Source organism: Blautia sp. Sow4_E7 (genome assembly GCF_052116245.1).
Lineage (GTDB): Bacteria > Bacillota > Clostridia > Lachnospirales > Lachnospiraceae > Blautia_A.
On the sequence record NZ_JBQKLL010000025.1, the window covers coordinates 16,641 to 31,803 of the forward strand.

Sequence of the window (15,163 nt, forward strand, 5' to 3'; positions counted from 1 at the left end):
CTCCTTTTTATTTCCTTTTCTTCTCAAAGCCGTGGATCCAGTCTGATTTCAGATAGAAGATCAAAAACAGGATGGAGCTTAAAGACCAGGTCAGCGGATACGCCCAGAATACAGTCTGGATCACCGGACGCAGTCTCACAGCAATGGTAATATAGGTCACACGGATCAGGCACCAGCAGCCCAGCATAACGAACATCGGCACAGTAGCTTTCCCCGCGCCTCGCATAAGCCCTGCAATACAGTGGGAAAACGCAAGCAGAAAGTAAAACAAGGTGATCACATGGGCCTGCTTCACTCCATAGGCAACCACTTCCGGATCGCTGTTAAAAGCTGCGATCAGCACCGGGCTTGCAAAATACACAATGATCCCCACCACCTCTGCCATGGAAATACTGCACAAAATGCCAATACGTGCACCTTTTTTCGCCCTGTCATACTTCTTCGCCCCAAGATTCTGGCTGATAAATGTGGTCAGTCCCATAGAAAAACAGGTAATCGGCAAAAATCCAAACCCTTCCACCTTGGAATAGGCTCCGCAGCCAGCCACTGCCAGCTTGCCGAAGCTGTTGATATTGGACTGTACCACCACATTTGCAATGGCGATCACAGAATTCTGCACGCCGGCCGGAAGACCGTTGGATACGATCTGCTTCAGCATATAAGGATCCAGACAGATTTCTTTCAGGGAAACGGTATATTCCTCCGGGCTCTTTTTCATCAGACGATAAAGACACAAAAAAGCACTTACAAACTGGGAAATAATCGTTGCAAAAGCTGCGCCCTCCACGCCCATTCCAACTCCGCCTACAAATACCATGTCCAGGGTAACGTTCAATAAAGATGAAAAGATCAGATAATACAAGGGATGACGGCTGTCTCCCACCGCCTGCATGATACCTACGAAATTGTTATAAAGAACCAGTCCCAGGGATCCCATAGCATACACCTGGAAATATAAAGTAGATTTCGGCAGAATATCCGCCGGTGTCTTCATCAGAATCAGGATCTTCGGTGCCAGCACAACACCGCCAATTGTAAGAAGAATACCGCATAAGATACCAAATGCAACGGTAGTATGAATGGCTCTGTGAAGCTCCTTCTTCTGTCTTGCCCCAAAATACCTGGCAATGATAACGCCTGCTCCCATTGCCAGGCCCTGGAAAAATCCTACCAGCAAAAAAGTAAGGCTGCCAGATGAGCTTACTGCAGCCAGCGAATCACTTCCCAGAAAGTTTCCCACGATCAGGGAATCTGCCGTATTGTACAGCTGCTGAAACAGATTTCCCAGAAAAAGTGGAAATGCAAAGCCCATCAGCTTTTTCCAGATGGAACCTTCTGTCAGCAGGTTTTTGTTTTGTGTTTGATTCATTTTTTCCCCTCCATCAGTATCTTCTATCGTAACATAACCCGCCTGCTTTTTCAATTACAACTTTTGAACCTTCTCCTGGCAATTTCAATTGCAAAGTACGGTATTTCGTGTATAATAAAAGATATCATGATAATTATTTTTTCATACTTTTCGTAAATAAACTTTACCATTTAAGGAGGATCTATATTTGAAAAATCTGGAAACCATCTGGACCGGGGCGGCTGCCCAGGGACAGACCTTAAAAGAATATCCAAGACCAGGCATGGTACGAAGACATTGGATCAATCTGAACGGAATGTGGGATTATCTGATCACAGACAGCCGTATTCTGCCATGGCAATTTTACGAAAATGAAAACTTCCCATTTGACGGCCAGATCCTGGTGCCTTTTTCCCCAGAAGCGCCTCTTTCCCAGGTGAACCGACAGCTTCTTCCTGATGAGACCTTATGGTATTCCCACATCATCCAGCTCCCAGAAAACTGCCTGGACAGGAGAAAGGAGCGGCTTCTTCTCCATTTCGGAGCTGTGGATCAGATCTGCAGCGTGTACATTAATGGGAAATTTGCAGCTTACCATAAGGGTGGTTACCTTCCCTTTCACACAGATATTACGGATTTTATCGCGGAAGATCTCACCATCTCTATTTTGATCAGCGTCCACGATTTCAGCGATACCTCCTACCACGCCAGAGGCAAACAGCAGCTAAAAAGAGGCGGCATGTTCTATACTGCCCAGAGCGGGATCTGGCAGACGGTGTGGATGGAAATTGTTCCAAATGATTACATAAGAGACGTGCGCACCACACCGGATTTTGACGAAGGACTGGTTCGAATGAGAGTCCGTACAGTCTCCAGGCATATTTCAGATGCAGCTGCCCAGGGCACGCAAACGCCCCCTCCTTCTACGTTTTCAGATCACACGAACCCGGAAGATCCAGCTTCTATCATCTGCAAGGTTTACCCACCAGTTCTCCTTGACGCAGATGGATTAAAGGAGGAACTGTGTGCGGGCGAGATTCTCACAGCCGTCATAAAGCCAGGAAAAGAAGCTGTCCTCTCCATTCCAGAGGAAGAACAAAAAGCCTGGAATCCCAAAGAGCCCTGGCTTTATCCCTATTCCCTGGAATTTGGCAGTGACCGGATTCTTGGCTATTTTGCCCTGCGTAAGTGCGATGTGCAGATGGCAGACGACGGTTATCCACGCTTTTTCCTGAATAACCAGCCTTACTTCCAGAGCGGCGTTCTGGATCAGGGATACTGGCCCGACGGACTTTACACCGCACCTTCTGACGAAGCCCTGATCTACGACATTCGTGCTATGAAGGAGCTTGGCTTTAACATGCTCCGCAAGCATGGCAAAATCGAGGCAGACCGCTGGTATTTCCACTGCGATCGCATGGGGATGCTGGTATGGCAGGACATGCCAAACGGAGGTTCCGATTACCATCACTGGTTTGTCACTTATCTTGCCACTCTTTTCAACTGGATGCGCATTCCGGTAAAAGATATCCACGCCCGCCTTCTTTCCCGCACAGATGAGAATGGACGCCAGGAATATATAGATGATATCCGGGACATGATAAAGGCTCTGTACAACCATCCTTCCATTGTGACATGGGTTCCATTTAATGAAGGATGGGGACAGTTTTCCACGAAAAAGGTGACAGATTTTATCCACCGGCTGGATTCTTCCCGTCTTGTGGATTCTGCCAGCGGATGGTTCGACCAGGGATGTGGAGATATCAACAGTCTTCACTACTATTTCCTTGGACTTCCGGTTCCCAAATCAGACCGTGTGCTTGCTCTTTCCGAATTTGGCGGCTATTCTCTTCGCCTGCCAGAACACAGCGCCTGCAAAAATGTGTACGGATATAAGAAATTCACCACCAGCGAGGCTCTCACAGACGGCTTTTCCAGACTTATGGAAAGCACCATCGTCCCTTCTGTAAAAAAAGGATATTCCGCTGCCATTTACACCCAGCTCTCAGATATCGAGGAAGAAACCAACGGACTGATCACTTACGACCGTAAGAAGGTGAAAATGAATCCATTGATCGTGCAGAAATGGAATGCCAAATTAAAAAAATCTTTGAAAAACTAATTTAAAAACAGCAAATTCCCGGTTTTCTTTTCAATGACGAAAGAGGAACCGGGAATTTTTCAAAAATATGCAACAAAAAGCAGGAGCTATACCGCTTTTCTGCTCTATAGACAGATATGCGGTATAACTCCTGTTCTATTTTCTTATTTCAGTCTACAGATTCTTATTCTGCTGCATCTGCTTCTGCTGCGTCAGCTGCTTCGTCGCCTGTATTAGCTGTATTGTCTTCAGTCTTGATCAGAGAGATGAAAAGTGTCTCAGCGGTCGGCTGAACATCATCAGATTTCGGTCCGATCTGAACGTTGTACATAACGCCCTCAGCATCCTCAAGGAAAGCCAGTCCGTATGTAGTTTCGGTTTCAAAGGTAACACCATAGAGTCCGTTGATGCAAACTTTCTCAACATCCTCATACTCTGTAGCAAGCTCATCAGCCATGGAATACAGATCATACTCTGTTCCAACATCTGTAGCGGTCACTACCATGTTTACGCCCTCTTCAGAATCTGGATCCTGAGCCTGGAACATAAGTCCATCAGCTGCGTCATCATCAGAAATCTCCAGAACGTTCCAGTTACTTGGTACATAGAGGTCAAACCCTTGCTCGAAAGATAACCATGTTCCTTCGTATGCAGCTTCGTCAAGCATATCCATTGTCAGCTCTGTGATATCATCTGCTGCTGCCTCAGTATCCTCTGCTGCATCTGCTTCAGCCCATACAGGAGCGGAGAATCCGGTAACCATTGCTGCGGTACATAACATAGCCATAACTTTTTTCCAATTTTTCATTTTTCTACCTCACTTTTGTCGTATTTTGTGATATTATAGAGAGGTCTTAGAAAGTATACCGAAAAAGTATTACTTTCAAGCTGCTCATCACCTTAAGATTACTATATCCGATTCATTTTCAAAAAACAATACACATGGGATGAAATGACACTTTCGGTGATATTTTGAATTTATGATTTACAATAATATTTTGAATTTACTTCTTACGGAGGATTTATCGATTGAATATTGCAATGATTGACGATGTAAAGCAGGATCTTGATACACTCGCAGCAACTGTCAGCGATTATTACGCCAGGCGTCAGCTTACGGTTCAGCTGCACACCTTTTCCTCTCCTGCCGCCTTTTGGGAGGATTACACCCCTGACAAATATGATCTGGTCTTTCTTGATATCTACATGGAACAGGGCAACGGCATGAATGTGGCACTAAACCTTCGTCAGAAGGGGGATTCCTGTGCCCTAATTTTTGTCACCAGCAGTGACGCTTTCGCAGTCGCCAGCTACGACGTCCAGGCTACCTATTATCTTCTGAAACCGTTGGATCCGGTGAAGCTGGCAAAAGTGCTGGATTCCATCCAAATCAAAAGTGCTCAGGATGCACGATACATTGAAGTGATCTGTGACCGGACTCTCGTACGGGTACCTGTAAAAACAATTTTATATGCAGACACCTTCCACAATGCAGTCCAGCTCCACACCGATGCCGGTGTGCTTCGCACCTACCTGACCTTCCAGAAATTTGAAGAGCTGATCCAGGATCTGCCATGCTTTCTCTCCTGCTACCGGGGCTGTCTGGTAAATATGGACCGCATTCATAAAGCTCTGGAAGAAGGCTTTCTCCTGGACAATCAGGAAATCGTCCAGATCCGCAAGCGGGGTGCCAACGCCATAAAGAAGGAATATCTGAACTATCTTTTTTCATAATTTTAAAAAGTCTGCACGTTCATTCATGCAGACTTTTTTCCTTCCAGATTTCCAAGCGGGATAAACACATTTGCCCGAAACATTCCATCTTCTGCTGCAAAATCTGCATATCCCCCATATTTTTCCGCTGTTTTGCTTACAGAGGCTGTTCCAATTCCACGTCCACTATGCCTTGTGGAATACAGCACCTCTCCATTTCTTCTCAATTCCCCGTGGTAGGTGTTTTCAATATTGATCAGCAATTTTCCCATTCTCACTTTACACACGCAATTTACATAAGCCTCTTCCGAATCCTGCTCATTTTCCACGGCACGAACTGCATTTTCCAGAAGATTGCCAAAAATCCTGCAGATATCCAGATCCGTAATTTTCATCTGGGCCGGTATCTCCACAGAATGCCGGAATTCCACTCCCAGCTGCTCCAGCTGCGCCGCATAATAATGGAGAATTGCATCTACAGACATGTTCTTGCTGTAACAGACTGGCGTCTGCATTTTTTCACTGCTTTCCCTGGCAAACCGGTGGAAATACTCTTTCAGTTCTTCATAGTGCTCCTGTTCCAGCAGCATGGAAGCGGTACGAATATACTGGCGCAGGTCATGCCTGGTACGGCTTGCTTCCTCCAGTGCCCCTGTCAGCTTCTCATAATGCTCTTTTTGCATCATCAGGCGAAGCTCCATCTGCCTGGATTGCTCTTCGTAAATCAGGCGCATGCGGTAGCCCTCTGTCAATTCTTTCCAAAGAAGCATCCCAAAAATCCCTGTCAGGATCGTCCCGCCCCACTCTGGGAACCATCCCCCGATAATAGGATCATACAATGGCCAGATTCTGTCTGCAGCCAGAGAGACCGCATAGATCACAGTTCCTGCAAGAAGAGAAATTTTTCCTTCTCCCTCTGTATAAAAAAAAGCGGCAATCATCAGACAGACCACAGTAAACCATTTTAACCCTTCTGTTCCCCAGGAAATGCCGTAAGAAAGAACTGCTGTCTTACTTCCTCCTGCAAAAATTCCTGCAACAGTGGCGCCCACTCCCAGCACTGCAGTAAGTACAACCACCCAGCCGATCCATTTATATTTTCGTTCCGTGATCTCATATTCCAAAAGCAGCATAGCTGGAAAAGCAAGATAATAAAACAGCATCTCAAGAGAAAACCACGGCTGCACCCGAAGCGCTGCATAAGTGTACAAAAGCGGATAACAGGTATATCCCAGCACACAAAGACACACTCCCGCAAACAGCGCATTTGCCCTGCTCCTGGTCCTGAAAAAAGCCCAGATGGAAAACAGCAAAACCAGAACCACTAATGTAAATACAGAAGAATTGATAAATACCGGGATTCCTCTTATGGTATTTACCTTCAACGGATTTCCAAAGGCCGGGACATACTGGATTCCCGGGGATGCAGAATCCTTATCGGTCACTGCGATCATAATTTCCACAGAAGTATGGGCTTTAAAAGTAAACATTCTATGCTGAATGCGCTCTACATAATGATCTGGATCCGGATTTCCCACCTGTTCGATCAGAACTCCATCTACATACAGATTATATGCAGAAAATATTTCCGGCAGATATAATCCATAGGTATGTTCTTCCGACGGAATCATGATGCGCAGGCGGTAGGTACCGCTCCCATATGGATCGCCATCCCGGTCTCCAAGCTCCATTCCGCCGTATTCTCCTATGGAGATATAACGGGAATAGTAATCTGACAGATCATCCCTGGGTGTAAGCAGCACATCCGGATAGTATTCCCACTCTCTCGACAGATAATATACAGGGAGATTTTCATAGGAGCCATCTGCATAGAGAAGTCCATGTATTGCCTTTTCTTCTCTTGTCATATATTTGTTGTTTGAACAATACAATACATAAAAAAACATAAAGGACAGGACCATGGTTATAAGCACCGTCCCCCACAGCATTTTTCTGCTTTTCTTATTTGTCCTGTTCTCTTTCACCCCGTCCCCCCTTTCGGAGTTTCCTTCCTTTTCCCATTTGCAAACGCCATAACAATATTAACAAAATTACAATACTTCCAACAATAGAAGCCGTTTTTTTATGCTGTGCTGACAAATCTTTCTCTTTTCTTTCTTCCTGGGCTTCTGTTGGAATTTCACCAGACGAATGGAATTCTTCCGCATCCTGGGAGATATCCGCTGTCTCTGTATCTGCTTCCTCTGAGACTTCCTCCTCTGGTGTCTCTTCCACTGTGTATTCTCCCGGCTTGTCAATAGGGATCACAGCCACCTTCTGGGTTTCCTCCACAGTACCAGTATAAGTATTTCCATCCTCATCTGTAAGCGTAGGTTCCCCATCTTCAGAAGTATATGGAACTTTTAAAACAGCTCCTGGAATCTCTGTAATTTCATTCCCATTTTTAGAAATTTTAACGGATATTCCATTCCCTTCCCTGGAGATATCCACCTGGATCTGATCCTGGTCTTCAATCTCCCAGTCCTTTACCGTCTCTGTGGGAACCTCGATGAGAACGCCGTCTTTTTCAAAAGGGATCTGCTTCTCTCCCATACGTATAAGATCCAAAAGACGGTTTCCTACCATGATCGTAGACGTATCTGTCACTTTCTCCGGACCATTGTCTATATCTGGGAAATCCTTTCCATCCCGGTCTGCATAGTTTCTCTCATACCAGTGTTCATTGGTGATCAGGTCTTCATCATATTGAAAGGTATACACGCCTGTGCTTCCACCTGGATAAAGAACGTAAATGCCATATTCCTGGTTCTGCTTCAGACCGCCCCGCTTCAGATACAGGCCTTTTCTGGTAAAATAAAAATTCCCGGTTTCTACTCTTTTTTCGGTTCCTGCATTCTTTAAATATACCTGGAATCCACTTATCTGGCTGTCCAAAAAAGCATCCAGCACCATTGGAAAGTACAAGGTATCCACACCTGTCATACAACAGGTCTGTACCTCTGGCTGATCTGTTCTTTGTACCGTGACATAAGCCACCGCCTCCGGCACTAAAAGCCCGGAATCTGCCTCATATCCCTGGGGAGCAGTAAACGTCCCAGTCACCTTGTAAACGCCTGGAACCGCCGTATTTACCTGGTCAAAATCCCACACTGAGGGCATCATTACAGACGGATGGGCTGCGGTATCCTCATATTCCTCACAGGTGCTTCCCAGAATATGAAATGTTTCTTCCAGATCTGCTCTTACCTCTGCCAGACTTTGCCCTACCCGCACTGCATAAACCATACAGCGCTGCAGGCCTTTTTCATTTATACTCTCAATAGAACGGATGGTCCTGTCCTTCTTAAGCGTATCGCCAAGGGTACCAGGCTGATAACTGATCACATCCAGCGCTCCATCTGACCCATATCGGTAAGTAAGATTTCGGGTTTTTCCTCTCTCATAAGTCACCGTCAGTGTATACACATTTCCAGGCAGCATACTCTGGCAGGAAAGATACATTCCGTCGGTATCGCAGAATCCATACCCTTCCTCACTTACATTTACCCAGTCTTCCCCTTCTTTTCGCATCCAGATGGTCATGGTATCCGGATCCTGGTCTGCAATCCAGGGAAAATAGTAAATACCTGCAGAAATCATTCTGGAATAGACCTGGATCTCTGGCTGTCCCGGATTCTGTACTGAGATTTCTGCCGTCCACACAGGTAATTTAGCCTTGCTCACATAGCCTTCCGGAAGCTGTACCGTACCTTTCAGTTCATAGGCACCTGCAGTTCGTATATCAATTGCAGAATAGTCCCAGATTACATTCAGATAAAGTTCTTCTCCCTCTTCTGTGTAAGCCATGCAGCCCATATCATCGTAAATTTCCCGAAGTCCCTGCATATCCCCGTCTTTTAAAACGGCACCTGCAGGTATGTAAAAGATTCTGGAAAAATCTGTTATCACATGATCAGCCGCCAGCACTGTCCTTCCTCCAGCCCCGCCCCACAGGAAAAGGCAGCATACAATTACGGCCAGCCAGTAAATCCTTTTTTTCTTCATCTATTCTCTCCTGTTTTAAGCATATCGAATTTTACCATATAAAACAAGAAACCTGTGGCGAACCGCAGGTTTCTGTGAAAAACGGTGTTACTGTTCACTCCGTTCACAGCAACAACCATATATCATATCCGATCAGAAACAAAATTCCCGGAAGAAATCGCATTCTGCATCATTGCACTGAGCCGCGTCAATAGTCTTAATATCGCAGTGGAACACATGTCCAAGTTTATTTACTTTATCTCCAAACACGCGATATACAAACGGCACATTATTCTCCATCAGCTTCTGAACAAGGGCAGGTGCCTGTGTTTTCTGGAAGTCCGCTACAGAAGTCATGCAAAATACAGGGGGATACACATCTGTAATGCCATTTAACACGTCGATCTTCTCCAGTTCTTCCTCCGTACCGCCCTCTGGAAGAAGCTCTTTCATGATCTGCATGGTCATATTCTCCGGTTCTTCCCTCGGAACTCTGTATACGCCGCAGTTCAATGCAATTGCAGTGAGGGCAAATCCCTCCGGTACCGCAAAATCATATTTGGATGCAGATGCAGGGTTGGTGCAGATTCCTGCATAAAGTCCCAGAAGATGGGCTCCTGCAGAATCTCCCACTGCAAAAATACGCTCTGTATCAAAGTGGAATCTTCCTGCACGCTTCATCACCCACTTGCAGACAAGATTCAGGTCCTCCAGCTGTGCCGGGAATTTGTACTCCGGTGCAAGGCGGTAGGTAAAGTTCACAACAGCAAATCCACGCTGGGCAAGACTCATACAGTAATACTGGTATCTCTCCTTATCTCCGTACATCCAGGCACCGCCGTGAACACTGATGATCACCGGAAGATCCTCTCCCTGTGCCTGCTTCGGTCTGTACACATCCAGCTTCTGCATCTCTCTGTCATCGTGTCCATATACAATGTTATCCCAGCGGTCGATGTCCTCCGGGGTATTCAAAAGAGCATCCCGCTCATCATCTGCTTTTTTAAATTCTGATCTGATCTTATCACTTAATTCAGACATTGTGGTTCCTCCAAATACTATATTTTTCAGCACGCCGCATCTCTCCATTTTATTCATAAAATAGAATTCAGATTTGTGCGTTTTTCTGTAAATATTATATATGAAATATGTAGAAAAAACAATAAAAAAAGAACACCCAATCATCTCAGATGTTCTTTAAAGGTTCGTTATTAGTCTTCAACTTTAACGATCTCTTTTTTGTTATAGCTTCCGCAAGCCTTGCAAACTCTGTGTGGCATCATAAGTGCGCCGCATTTGCTGCATTTTACAAGGTTCGGAGCGCTCATTTTCCAGTTTGCTCTTCTCTTATCGCGTCTTGCTTTGGAAGATTTATTCTTTGGGCAGATGGACATTTCGGTTACACCTCCTTAAATTTACTGAATATATCACTGATAGCTGCCATACGGGGATCCTTAGGCTCCTCGGCACATCCGCAGGGACCATCATTCAGGTTCTTCCCGCATCTGCTGCAAATCCCTTTGCAGTCTTCTTTACATAAGACTTTCAAAGGCCAGCTCATCAGTACCTCAAGATAGACCAAACGGTCCACATCCAGGTCATAGCCGGTGAGATAGCTACTCTCATCCAGATCATTCACACGCTCTTCATCTGTAAGCTTCATATCAAGCTTCCTCTTAAATTCAAAAGGAATCCTGGTCTTAACCTCTTCCAGACATCTGTCACATGGAATTCCAACAGTCACAAGACCGCTTCCTTCAAGTTCCAGAACTCTGTCTCCGGTATTCGTAATGGTAAGCTCTACAGGCTCCTTATCCAGTACTGGAAAGGTTCCCTGCTGGAAGGTGATGGTATCCATCTCAAAAGCAACACTGTAGTGCTGGCTCTTCCCTTCGCTGGATGAAATGTCTAATAAATGTATCTGCATAATCGTCTCCCTATTCACACTTAATCAATTATACATACCCTGTCATTATTTGTCAACTTGAATTTTCCCTTATATACAATAAATTTTCAAAAAAATTACAAAAGCTAACGAAATTTCAGGGGAAATACCAAATTAATTTCCTGTTACTTACATGCAGCAGGAGCTTCCAGGGAAATTCCCTGCTGCATATAAAATCCTGCCAGAGAAGCATACGCTCTGGCAGGATCAGTACTTTTTATAAAGGAATGCTGTATTACCTTGTAATTATTTTACAAGTGCTACAGTATCACGGCAGATTGCAAGCTCCTCGTTGGTCGGGATAACTGCAACTTTTACCTTGGAGTCAGCACCGGAAATAACAACTTCCTCGCCCATAGCCTCGTTAGCCTTAGCGTCGATTGTAACACCAAGGAATCCAAGGTAAGAGCAAACTTTCTCACGGATCATGCCAACGTTCTCACCGATACCAGCAGTAAATACGATCGCATCAACACCGTTCATAGCTGCTACATATCCGCCTACATATTTCGCAATGCCATAGCAGAGAACTTCGATTGCGTTCTTAGCATCCTCGTTGCCCTCAGCAGCTGCTGCTCTAAGGTCACGCATATCGCTGGAAACACCAGACATACCCTGAAGACCGGATTTCTTATTCAGAACGTTCATAACACCTGCAAGATCCAGGTTCTCTTTCTTTGCAATGTACTCAACGATAGCCGGATCAATGCTTCCGGAACGTGTACCCATTACAACACCTTCAAGAGGAGTAAGACCCATTGTAGTATCTACGCATTTGCCATTCTGTACAGCACTGATGGAAGAACCGTTTCCAAGGTGGCAAACGATAACCTTGGATTTATCTTTGTCAAGGCCAAGGAACTCAACAGCACGTTTGGATACGAAGCTGTGGGAGGTTCCGTGGAAGCCGTATCTTCTTACTTTGTAGTTCTTGTAGTACTCGATCGGAAGTCCGTACAAATATGCTTTTGCAGGCATTGTCTGATGGAATGCGGTATCGAATACACCTACCTGAGGTACGTTTGGCATAAGCTCGGAGCATACGCGGATACCGATCAGGTTTGCCGGGTTGTGAAGCGGTGCAAGATCGTTGCACTCTTCTACTGCTTTGATCATCTCATCTGTGATGATAGCGGAAGAAGCAAATTTCTCGCCGCCGTGTACGATACGGTGACCAATTGCATTAACCTCTGCAAGGCTCTTGATCGCGCCTGTTTTCTCATTTGTAAGAGCTTCCAGAACCATCTGGATGGCTTCTTTATGAGTCGGCATGGAAGCCTCTGTGATCTCTTTGTCGTTTCCGGCTTTCTGGTATACCAGTCTTCCGTCAATTCCGATTCTCTCGCAAAGTCCTTTTGCAAGAACTGCTTCTGTGTCGGAATCGATCAGCTGGTATTTTAAAGAAGAACTACCGCAGTTAATTACCAATACATTCATTTTTTTACTCTCCTGTTTACATGATTATGTATTACCTGACACCAGATATTTTATTCCTCTGGTATCTCTTCAAGGGCATGTGCCCTCAATCACAATACGATTCAGCCCTTTTCAGACTAATTCCAAATTAGTCCTGAGCCTGGCACTGTACAGATGTGATTGCTACAACACCAACGATATCGTCAGCGGAGCATCCACGGGACAGGTCGTTTACAGGTTTTGCGATACCCTGGGTGATAGGTCCGTAAGCTTCTGCTTTTGCAAGACGCTGAGCCAGTTTGTATCCGATGTTTCCTGCATCAAGGTCTGGGAAGATCAGGACGTTAGCCTTACCTGCAACCGGGCTTCCTGGAGCTTTGGAAGCACCTACGCTTGGAACGATAGCTGCATCAAGCTGGAACTCTCCGTCAAGTGCAAGGTCTGGATTCTGCTCTTTCGCGATCTTGGTAGCCTCAACAACTTTATCAACATCTGCATGTTTCGCACTTCCCTTAGTAGAATGTGAAAGCATAGCTACTACAGGCTCTTCCTGTACAAGAAGCTTGAAGGACTCAGCAGAAGAAGCTGCGATTGCTGCAAGTTCTTCTGGATTCGGGTTCTGGTTCAGACCGGAATCACCGAATACGAATGCACCGTTAGCGCCGTACTCGCAATCCGGAACGATGATCAGGAAGAATGCGGAAACAAGCTTGGTACCTGGTTTTGTCTTCAGAATCTGAAGGCATGGTCTTAAGGTATCAGCTGTAGAGTGGCAAGCTCCGGAAACCATGCCGTCTGCATCGCCCATCTTAACCATCATAACACCATAATACAGATACTGGTTCAGAAGGATCTCCTTAGCCTGCTCTGGTGTCATGCCTTTTTTCTGTCTTAACTCTACTAATTTGTCAATATATCCCTGAGTCTTCTCAGATGTTGCAGGATCTACGATCTGTGCACCGGAAATGTCGAAGCCGCCTTCAGCTGCGCTCTTCTTAACTGCTTCCTCATTACCAACAAGTACAAGCTTAGCAATTCCCTCTTTTAAAATTTTGTCTGCTGCTTCAAGAGTTCTCATGTCCTCTGTCTCTGGCAGTACGATTGTCTTAATGCTGGATTTTGCTCTTTCTTTGATTACATCAATAAATCCCATGATTAAATGGCTCCTTTCATTTGTTACAGTAATCCTCTGGGAACTGGCATAAATATCCCTTTCCCGTTCAGTAACTTATCCTCATTATACGCCACCCCGCCTTGTATTTCAAGCTTTTCAATGTTAGAATATGGCAGAACAACGTATTTTTTGAGGTGCAATTTTATGAAAACAGCCGGAATTATTGCAGAATACAATCCATTCCACACAGGGCATGAATATCAGATAAACTATGTAAGGGAAAAACTTGGGGCAGACTATGTGGTCATTGCCATGAGCGGCGATTTCGTCCAAAGGGGAACCCCTGCTCTTTTTTCCAAATATGTACGCGCTGAAATGGCTCTTCGAAGCGGAGCAGACCTGGTTCTGGAGCTGCCAGTTTCTATTTCCACTGCCAGCGCAGAGCTTTTTGCCAGAGGAGGCGTGCAGCTTCTAAACGGACTTGGGGTTACCGATCTGCTTTGTTTTGGAAGCGAATGCGGCAATACGGATATCCTTATGGAGCTGGCAAAAATCCTGGTGGAAGAACCAGAAGAATTTCAGACTGCCCTTCGCCAGAATCTGAAAGAGGGGATGACCTTTCCCAAAGCCAGAAGCCTGGCTCTTGCTGCTGTTCTGCCCGAATCTGAAAAATACCAGCAGATACTTTCTTCCCCTAATAACATTCTTGGGATCGAATATTGCAAGGCTATTTTGCGGGAAAGCAGTTCCATTTCACCAGTCGCCATAAAACGCGAGGGAGATGATTATCACGAAAATACTTTATCCGAGAACAAATTTCCCTCTGCTTCCGCGATTCGAAATGCCATTTCAGGCATAAAGCATGCAGACAATTGCTCATCAGCCCTTACCGACAGCATGCACCTTACTTCATCAGATTTTCACGGGGCATCGGCGCAGGGGGACGCCCTCCTTACGGATCTGACAGAAAACTTTTTACCAAAATCCAGCCGAAATTTGTTTTTACAGGAGGTTTCCGAAAACCGTTTTCTCCTGGAAAATGATCTGGACGTTCTTTACCGCTACTGTCTTCTTTTGGAAACCGAGGAAAGCCTGTGCACTTACCTGGATCTTTCTCATTCTCTTGCAAGAAGGATCCTCGCCTGCCGGGATCAGTACCAGACCTTTTCCCAGTTTGCTGACCTTCTGAAAACCAAGGAGATCACACGTACCAGGATCCAGAGGGCACTGCTTCACATGCTTCTTCATATTCAGAATGTGCCGGCACAGATTCCTTATGCCCGGGTTCTGGGATTTCGAAAAGACAGTTCTGCACTTCTGGGGGAAATAAAAAAGCGTGGCCGTATTCCTCTGCTTACCAAATTGCCGGATGCCCCTAAAACACTCGAAAATGTGCCTCAGGCTATGGAGTTGTTAAACGAAACAACCCTCGCATCCAATCTTTACGAAAGTATTCTGGCGCAAAAAAATACTGCTGTTTATACGCATGAATACAGACAGCAGATCGTTATTCTATAATAAGTATTTAGGCAGCGCCTTGTT

General features: G+C 45.4%; 12 protein-coding genes. 3 read left to right on the plus strand and 9 right to left on the minus strand.

The annotated features are described in order from the left end of the window. Window positions 1-7: 7 nt before the first annotated feature. Window positions 8-1,369 (minus strand): MATE family efflux transporter, encoded by a 1,362-nt coding sequence (locus ACTQ50_RS13285; protein ID WP_441484595.1) that lies wholly within the window; start codon window positions 1,367-1,369, stop codon window positions 8-10. Window positions 1,370-1,556: 187 nt separating this feature from the next. Between ACTQ50_RS13285 and ACTQ50_RS13290 the strand changes: the two genes are divergently transcribed. Then, window positions 1,557-3,470: a glycoside hydrolase family 2 protein gene (locus tag ACTQ50_RS13290; RefSeq protein ID WP_441484596.1), complete on the plus strand. Its 1,914-nt coding sequence runs from the start codon at window positions 1,557-1,559 to the stop codon at window positions 3,468-3,470. A gap of 163 nt (window positions 3,471-3,633) precedes the next feature. On the opposite strand, the gene ACTQ50_RS13295 is transcribed toward ACTQ50_RS13290, so the two are convergent. Next, entirely contained in the window at window positions 3,634-4,257 is a 624-nt protein-coding gene (locus ACTQ50_RS13295; RefSeq protein WP_441484597.1) for a hypothetical protein, read from the minus strand. A 221-nt stretch (window positions 4,258-4,478) separates the two neighbouring features. On the opposite strand from ACTQ50_RS13295, the gene ACTQ50_RS13300 reads away from it, so the two are divergent. Next, entirely contained in the window at window positions 4,479-5,183 is a 705-nt protein-coding gene (locus tag ACTQ50_RS13300) for a LytR/AlgR family response regulator transcription factor (RefSeq protein ID WP_441484598.1), read from the plus strand. 23 nt (window positions 5,184-5,206) lie between these two features. Here ACTQ50_RS13300 and ACTQ50_RS13305 read toward each other — a convergent pair whose 3' ends face one another. The 7 genes from ACTQ50_RS13305 to pta form a co-directional block, all read right to left on the minus strand. Next, window positions 5,207-7,147 carry a GHKL domain-containing protein gene (locus ACTQ50_RS13305; RefSeq protein WP_441484599.1) on the minus strand — a complete coding sequence of 647 codons (1,941 nt, stop codon included), beginning with the start codon at window positions 7,145-7,147 and terminating at the stop codon, window positions 5,207-5,209. Beyond that, window positions 7,125-9,167: a hypothetical protein gene (locus ACTQ50_RS13310; protein ID WP_441484600.1), complete on the minus strand. Its 2,043-nt coding sequence runs from the start codon at window positions 9,165-9,167 to the stop codon at window positions 7,125-7,127. The genes ACTQ50_RS13305 and ACTQ50_RS13310 overlap by 23 nt, the downstream gene beginning before the upstream one ends. A gap of 132 nt (window positions 9,168-9,299) precedes the next feature. Beyond that, a complete protein-coding gene (locus ACTQ50_RS13315; RefSeq protein WP_441484601.1) occupies window positions 9,300-10,187 on the minus strand; it encodes an alpha/beta hydrolase in 888 nt (295 codons plus the stop codon). A 170-nt stretch (window positions 10,188-10,357) separates the two neighbouring features. Beyond that, window positions 10,358-10,540 (minus strand): 50S ribosomal protein L32, encoded by a 183-nt coding sequence (rpmF, locus tag ACTQ50_RS13320; RefSeq protein WP_077610953.1) that lies wholly within the window; start codon window positions 10,538-10,540, stop codon window positions 10,358-10,360. Window positions 10,541-10,545: 5 nt separating this feature from the next. Continuing rightward, window positions 10,546-11,073, minus strand: coding sequence for a YceD family protein (locus tag ACTQ50_RS13325; protein WP_441484602.1), 528 nt, complete (start codon window positions 11,071-11,073; stop codon window positions 10,546-10,548). Window positions 11,074-11,337: 264 nt separating this feature from the next. Continuing rightward, window positions 11,338-12,528 carry an acetate/propionate family kinase gene (locus ACTQ50_RS13330; protein WP_441484603.1) on the minus strand — a complete coding sequence of 397 codons (1,191 nt, stop codon included), beginning with the start codon at window positions 12,526-12,528 and terminating at the stop codon, window positions 11,338-11,340. A 127-nt stretch (window positions 12,529-12,655) separates the two neighbouring features. Beyond that, a complete protein-coding gene (gene pta, locus ACTQ50_RS13335; RefSeq protein ID WP_117853900.1) occupies window positions 12,656-13,660 on the minus strand; it encodes a phosphate acetyltransferase in 1,005 nt (334 codons plus the stop codon). Window positions 13,661-13,825: 165 nt separating this feature from the next. Here pta and ACTQ50_RS13340 point away from each other — a divergent pair, with 165 nt between their 5' ends. Further along, entirely contained in the window at window positions 13,826-15,139 is a 1,314-nt protein-coding gene (locus ACTQ50_RS13340; protein WP_441484604.1) for a tRNA(Met) cytidine acetate ligase, read from the plus strand. The last annotated feature ends 24 nt before the right edge of the window (window positions 15,140-15,163 follow it).

Coding starts and splice junctions, on each gene's coding strand:
- ACTQ50_RS13325 (WP_441484602.1), bottom strand. CDS start 11,073: ATGCAGATACATTTATTAGACATTTCATCCAGCGAAGGGAAGAGCCAG.
- ACTQ50_RS13330 (WP_441484603.1), bottom strand. CDS start 12,528: ATGAATGTATTGGTAATTAACTGCGGTAGTTCTTCTTTAAAATACCAG.
- rpmF (WP_077610953.1), bottom strand. CDS start 10,540: ATGTCCATCTGCCCAAAGAATAAATCTTCCAAAGCAAGACGCGATAAG.
- ACTQ50_RS13310 (WP_441484600.1), bottom strand. CDS start 9,167: ATGAAGAAAAAAAGGATTTACTGGCTGGCCGTAATTGTATGCTGCCTT.
- ACTQ50_RS13295 (WP_441484597.1), bottom strand. CDS start 4,257: ATGAAAAATTGGAAAAAAGTTATGGCTATGTTATGTACCGCAGCAATG.
- ACTQ50_RS13285 (WP_441484595.1), bottom strand. CDS start 1,369: ATGAATCAAACACAAAACAAAAACCTGCTGACAGAAGGTTCCATCTGG.
- ACTQ50_RS13315 (WP_441484601.1), bottom strand. CDS start 10,187: ATGTCTGAATTAAGTGATAAGATCAGATCAGAATTTAAAAAAGCAGAT.
- ACTQ50_RS13340 (WP_441484604.1), top strand. CDS start 13,826: ATGAAAACAGCCGGAATTATTGCAGAATACAATCCATTCCACACAGGG.
- pta (WP_117853900.1), bottom strand. CDS start 13,660: ATGGGATTTATTGATGTAATCAAAGAAAGAGCAAAATCCAGCATTAAG.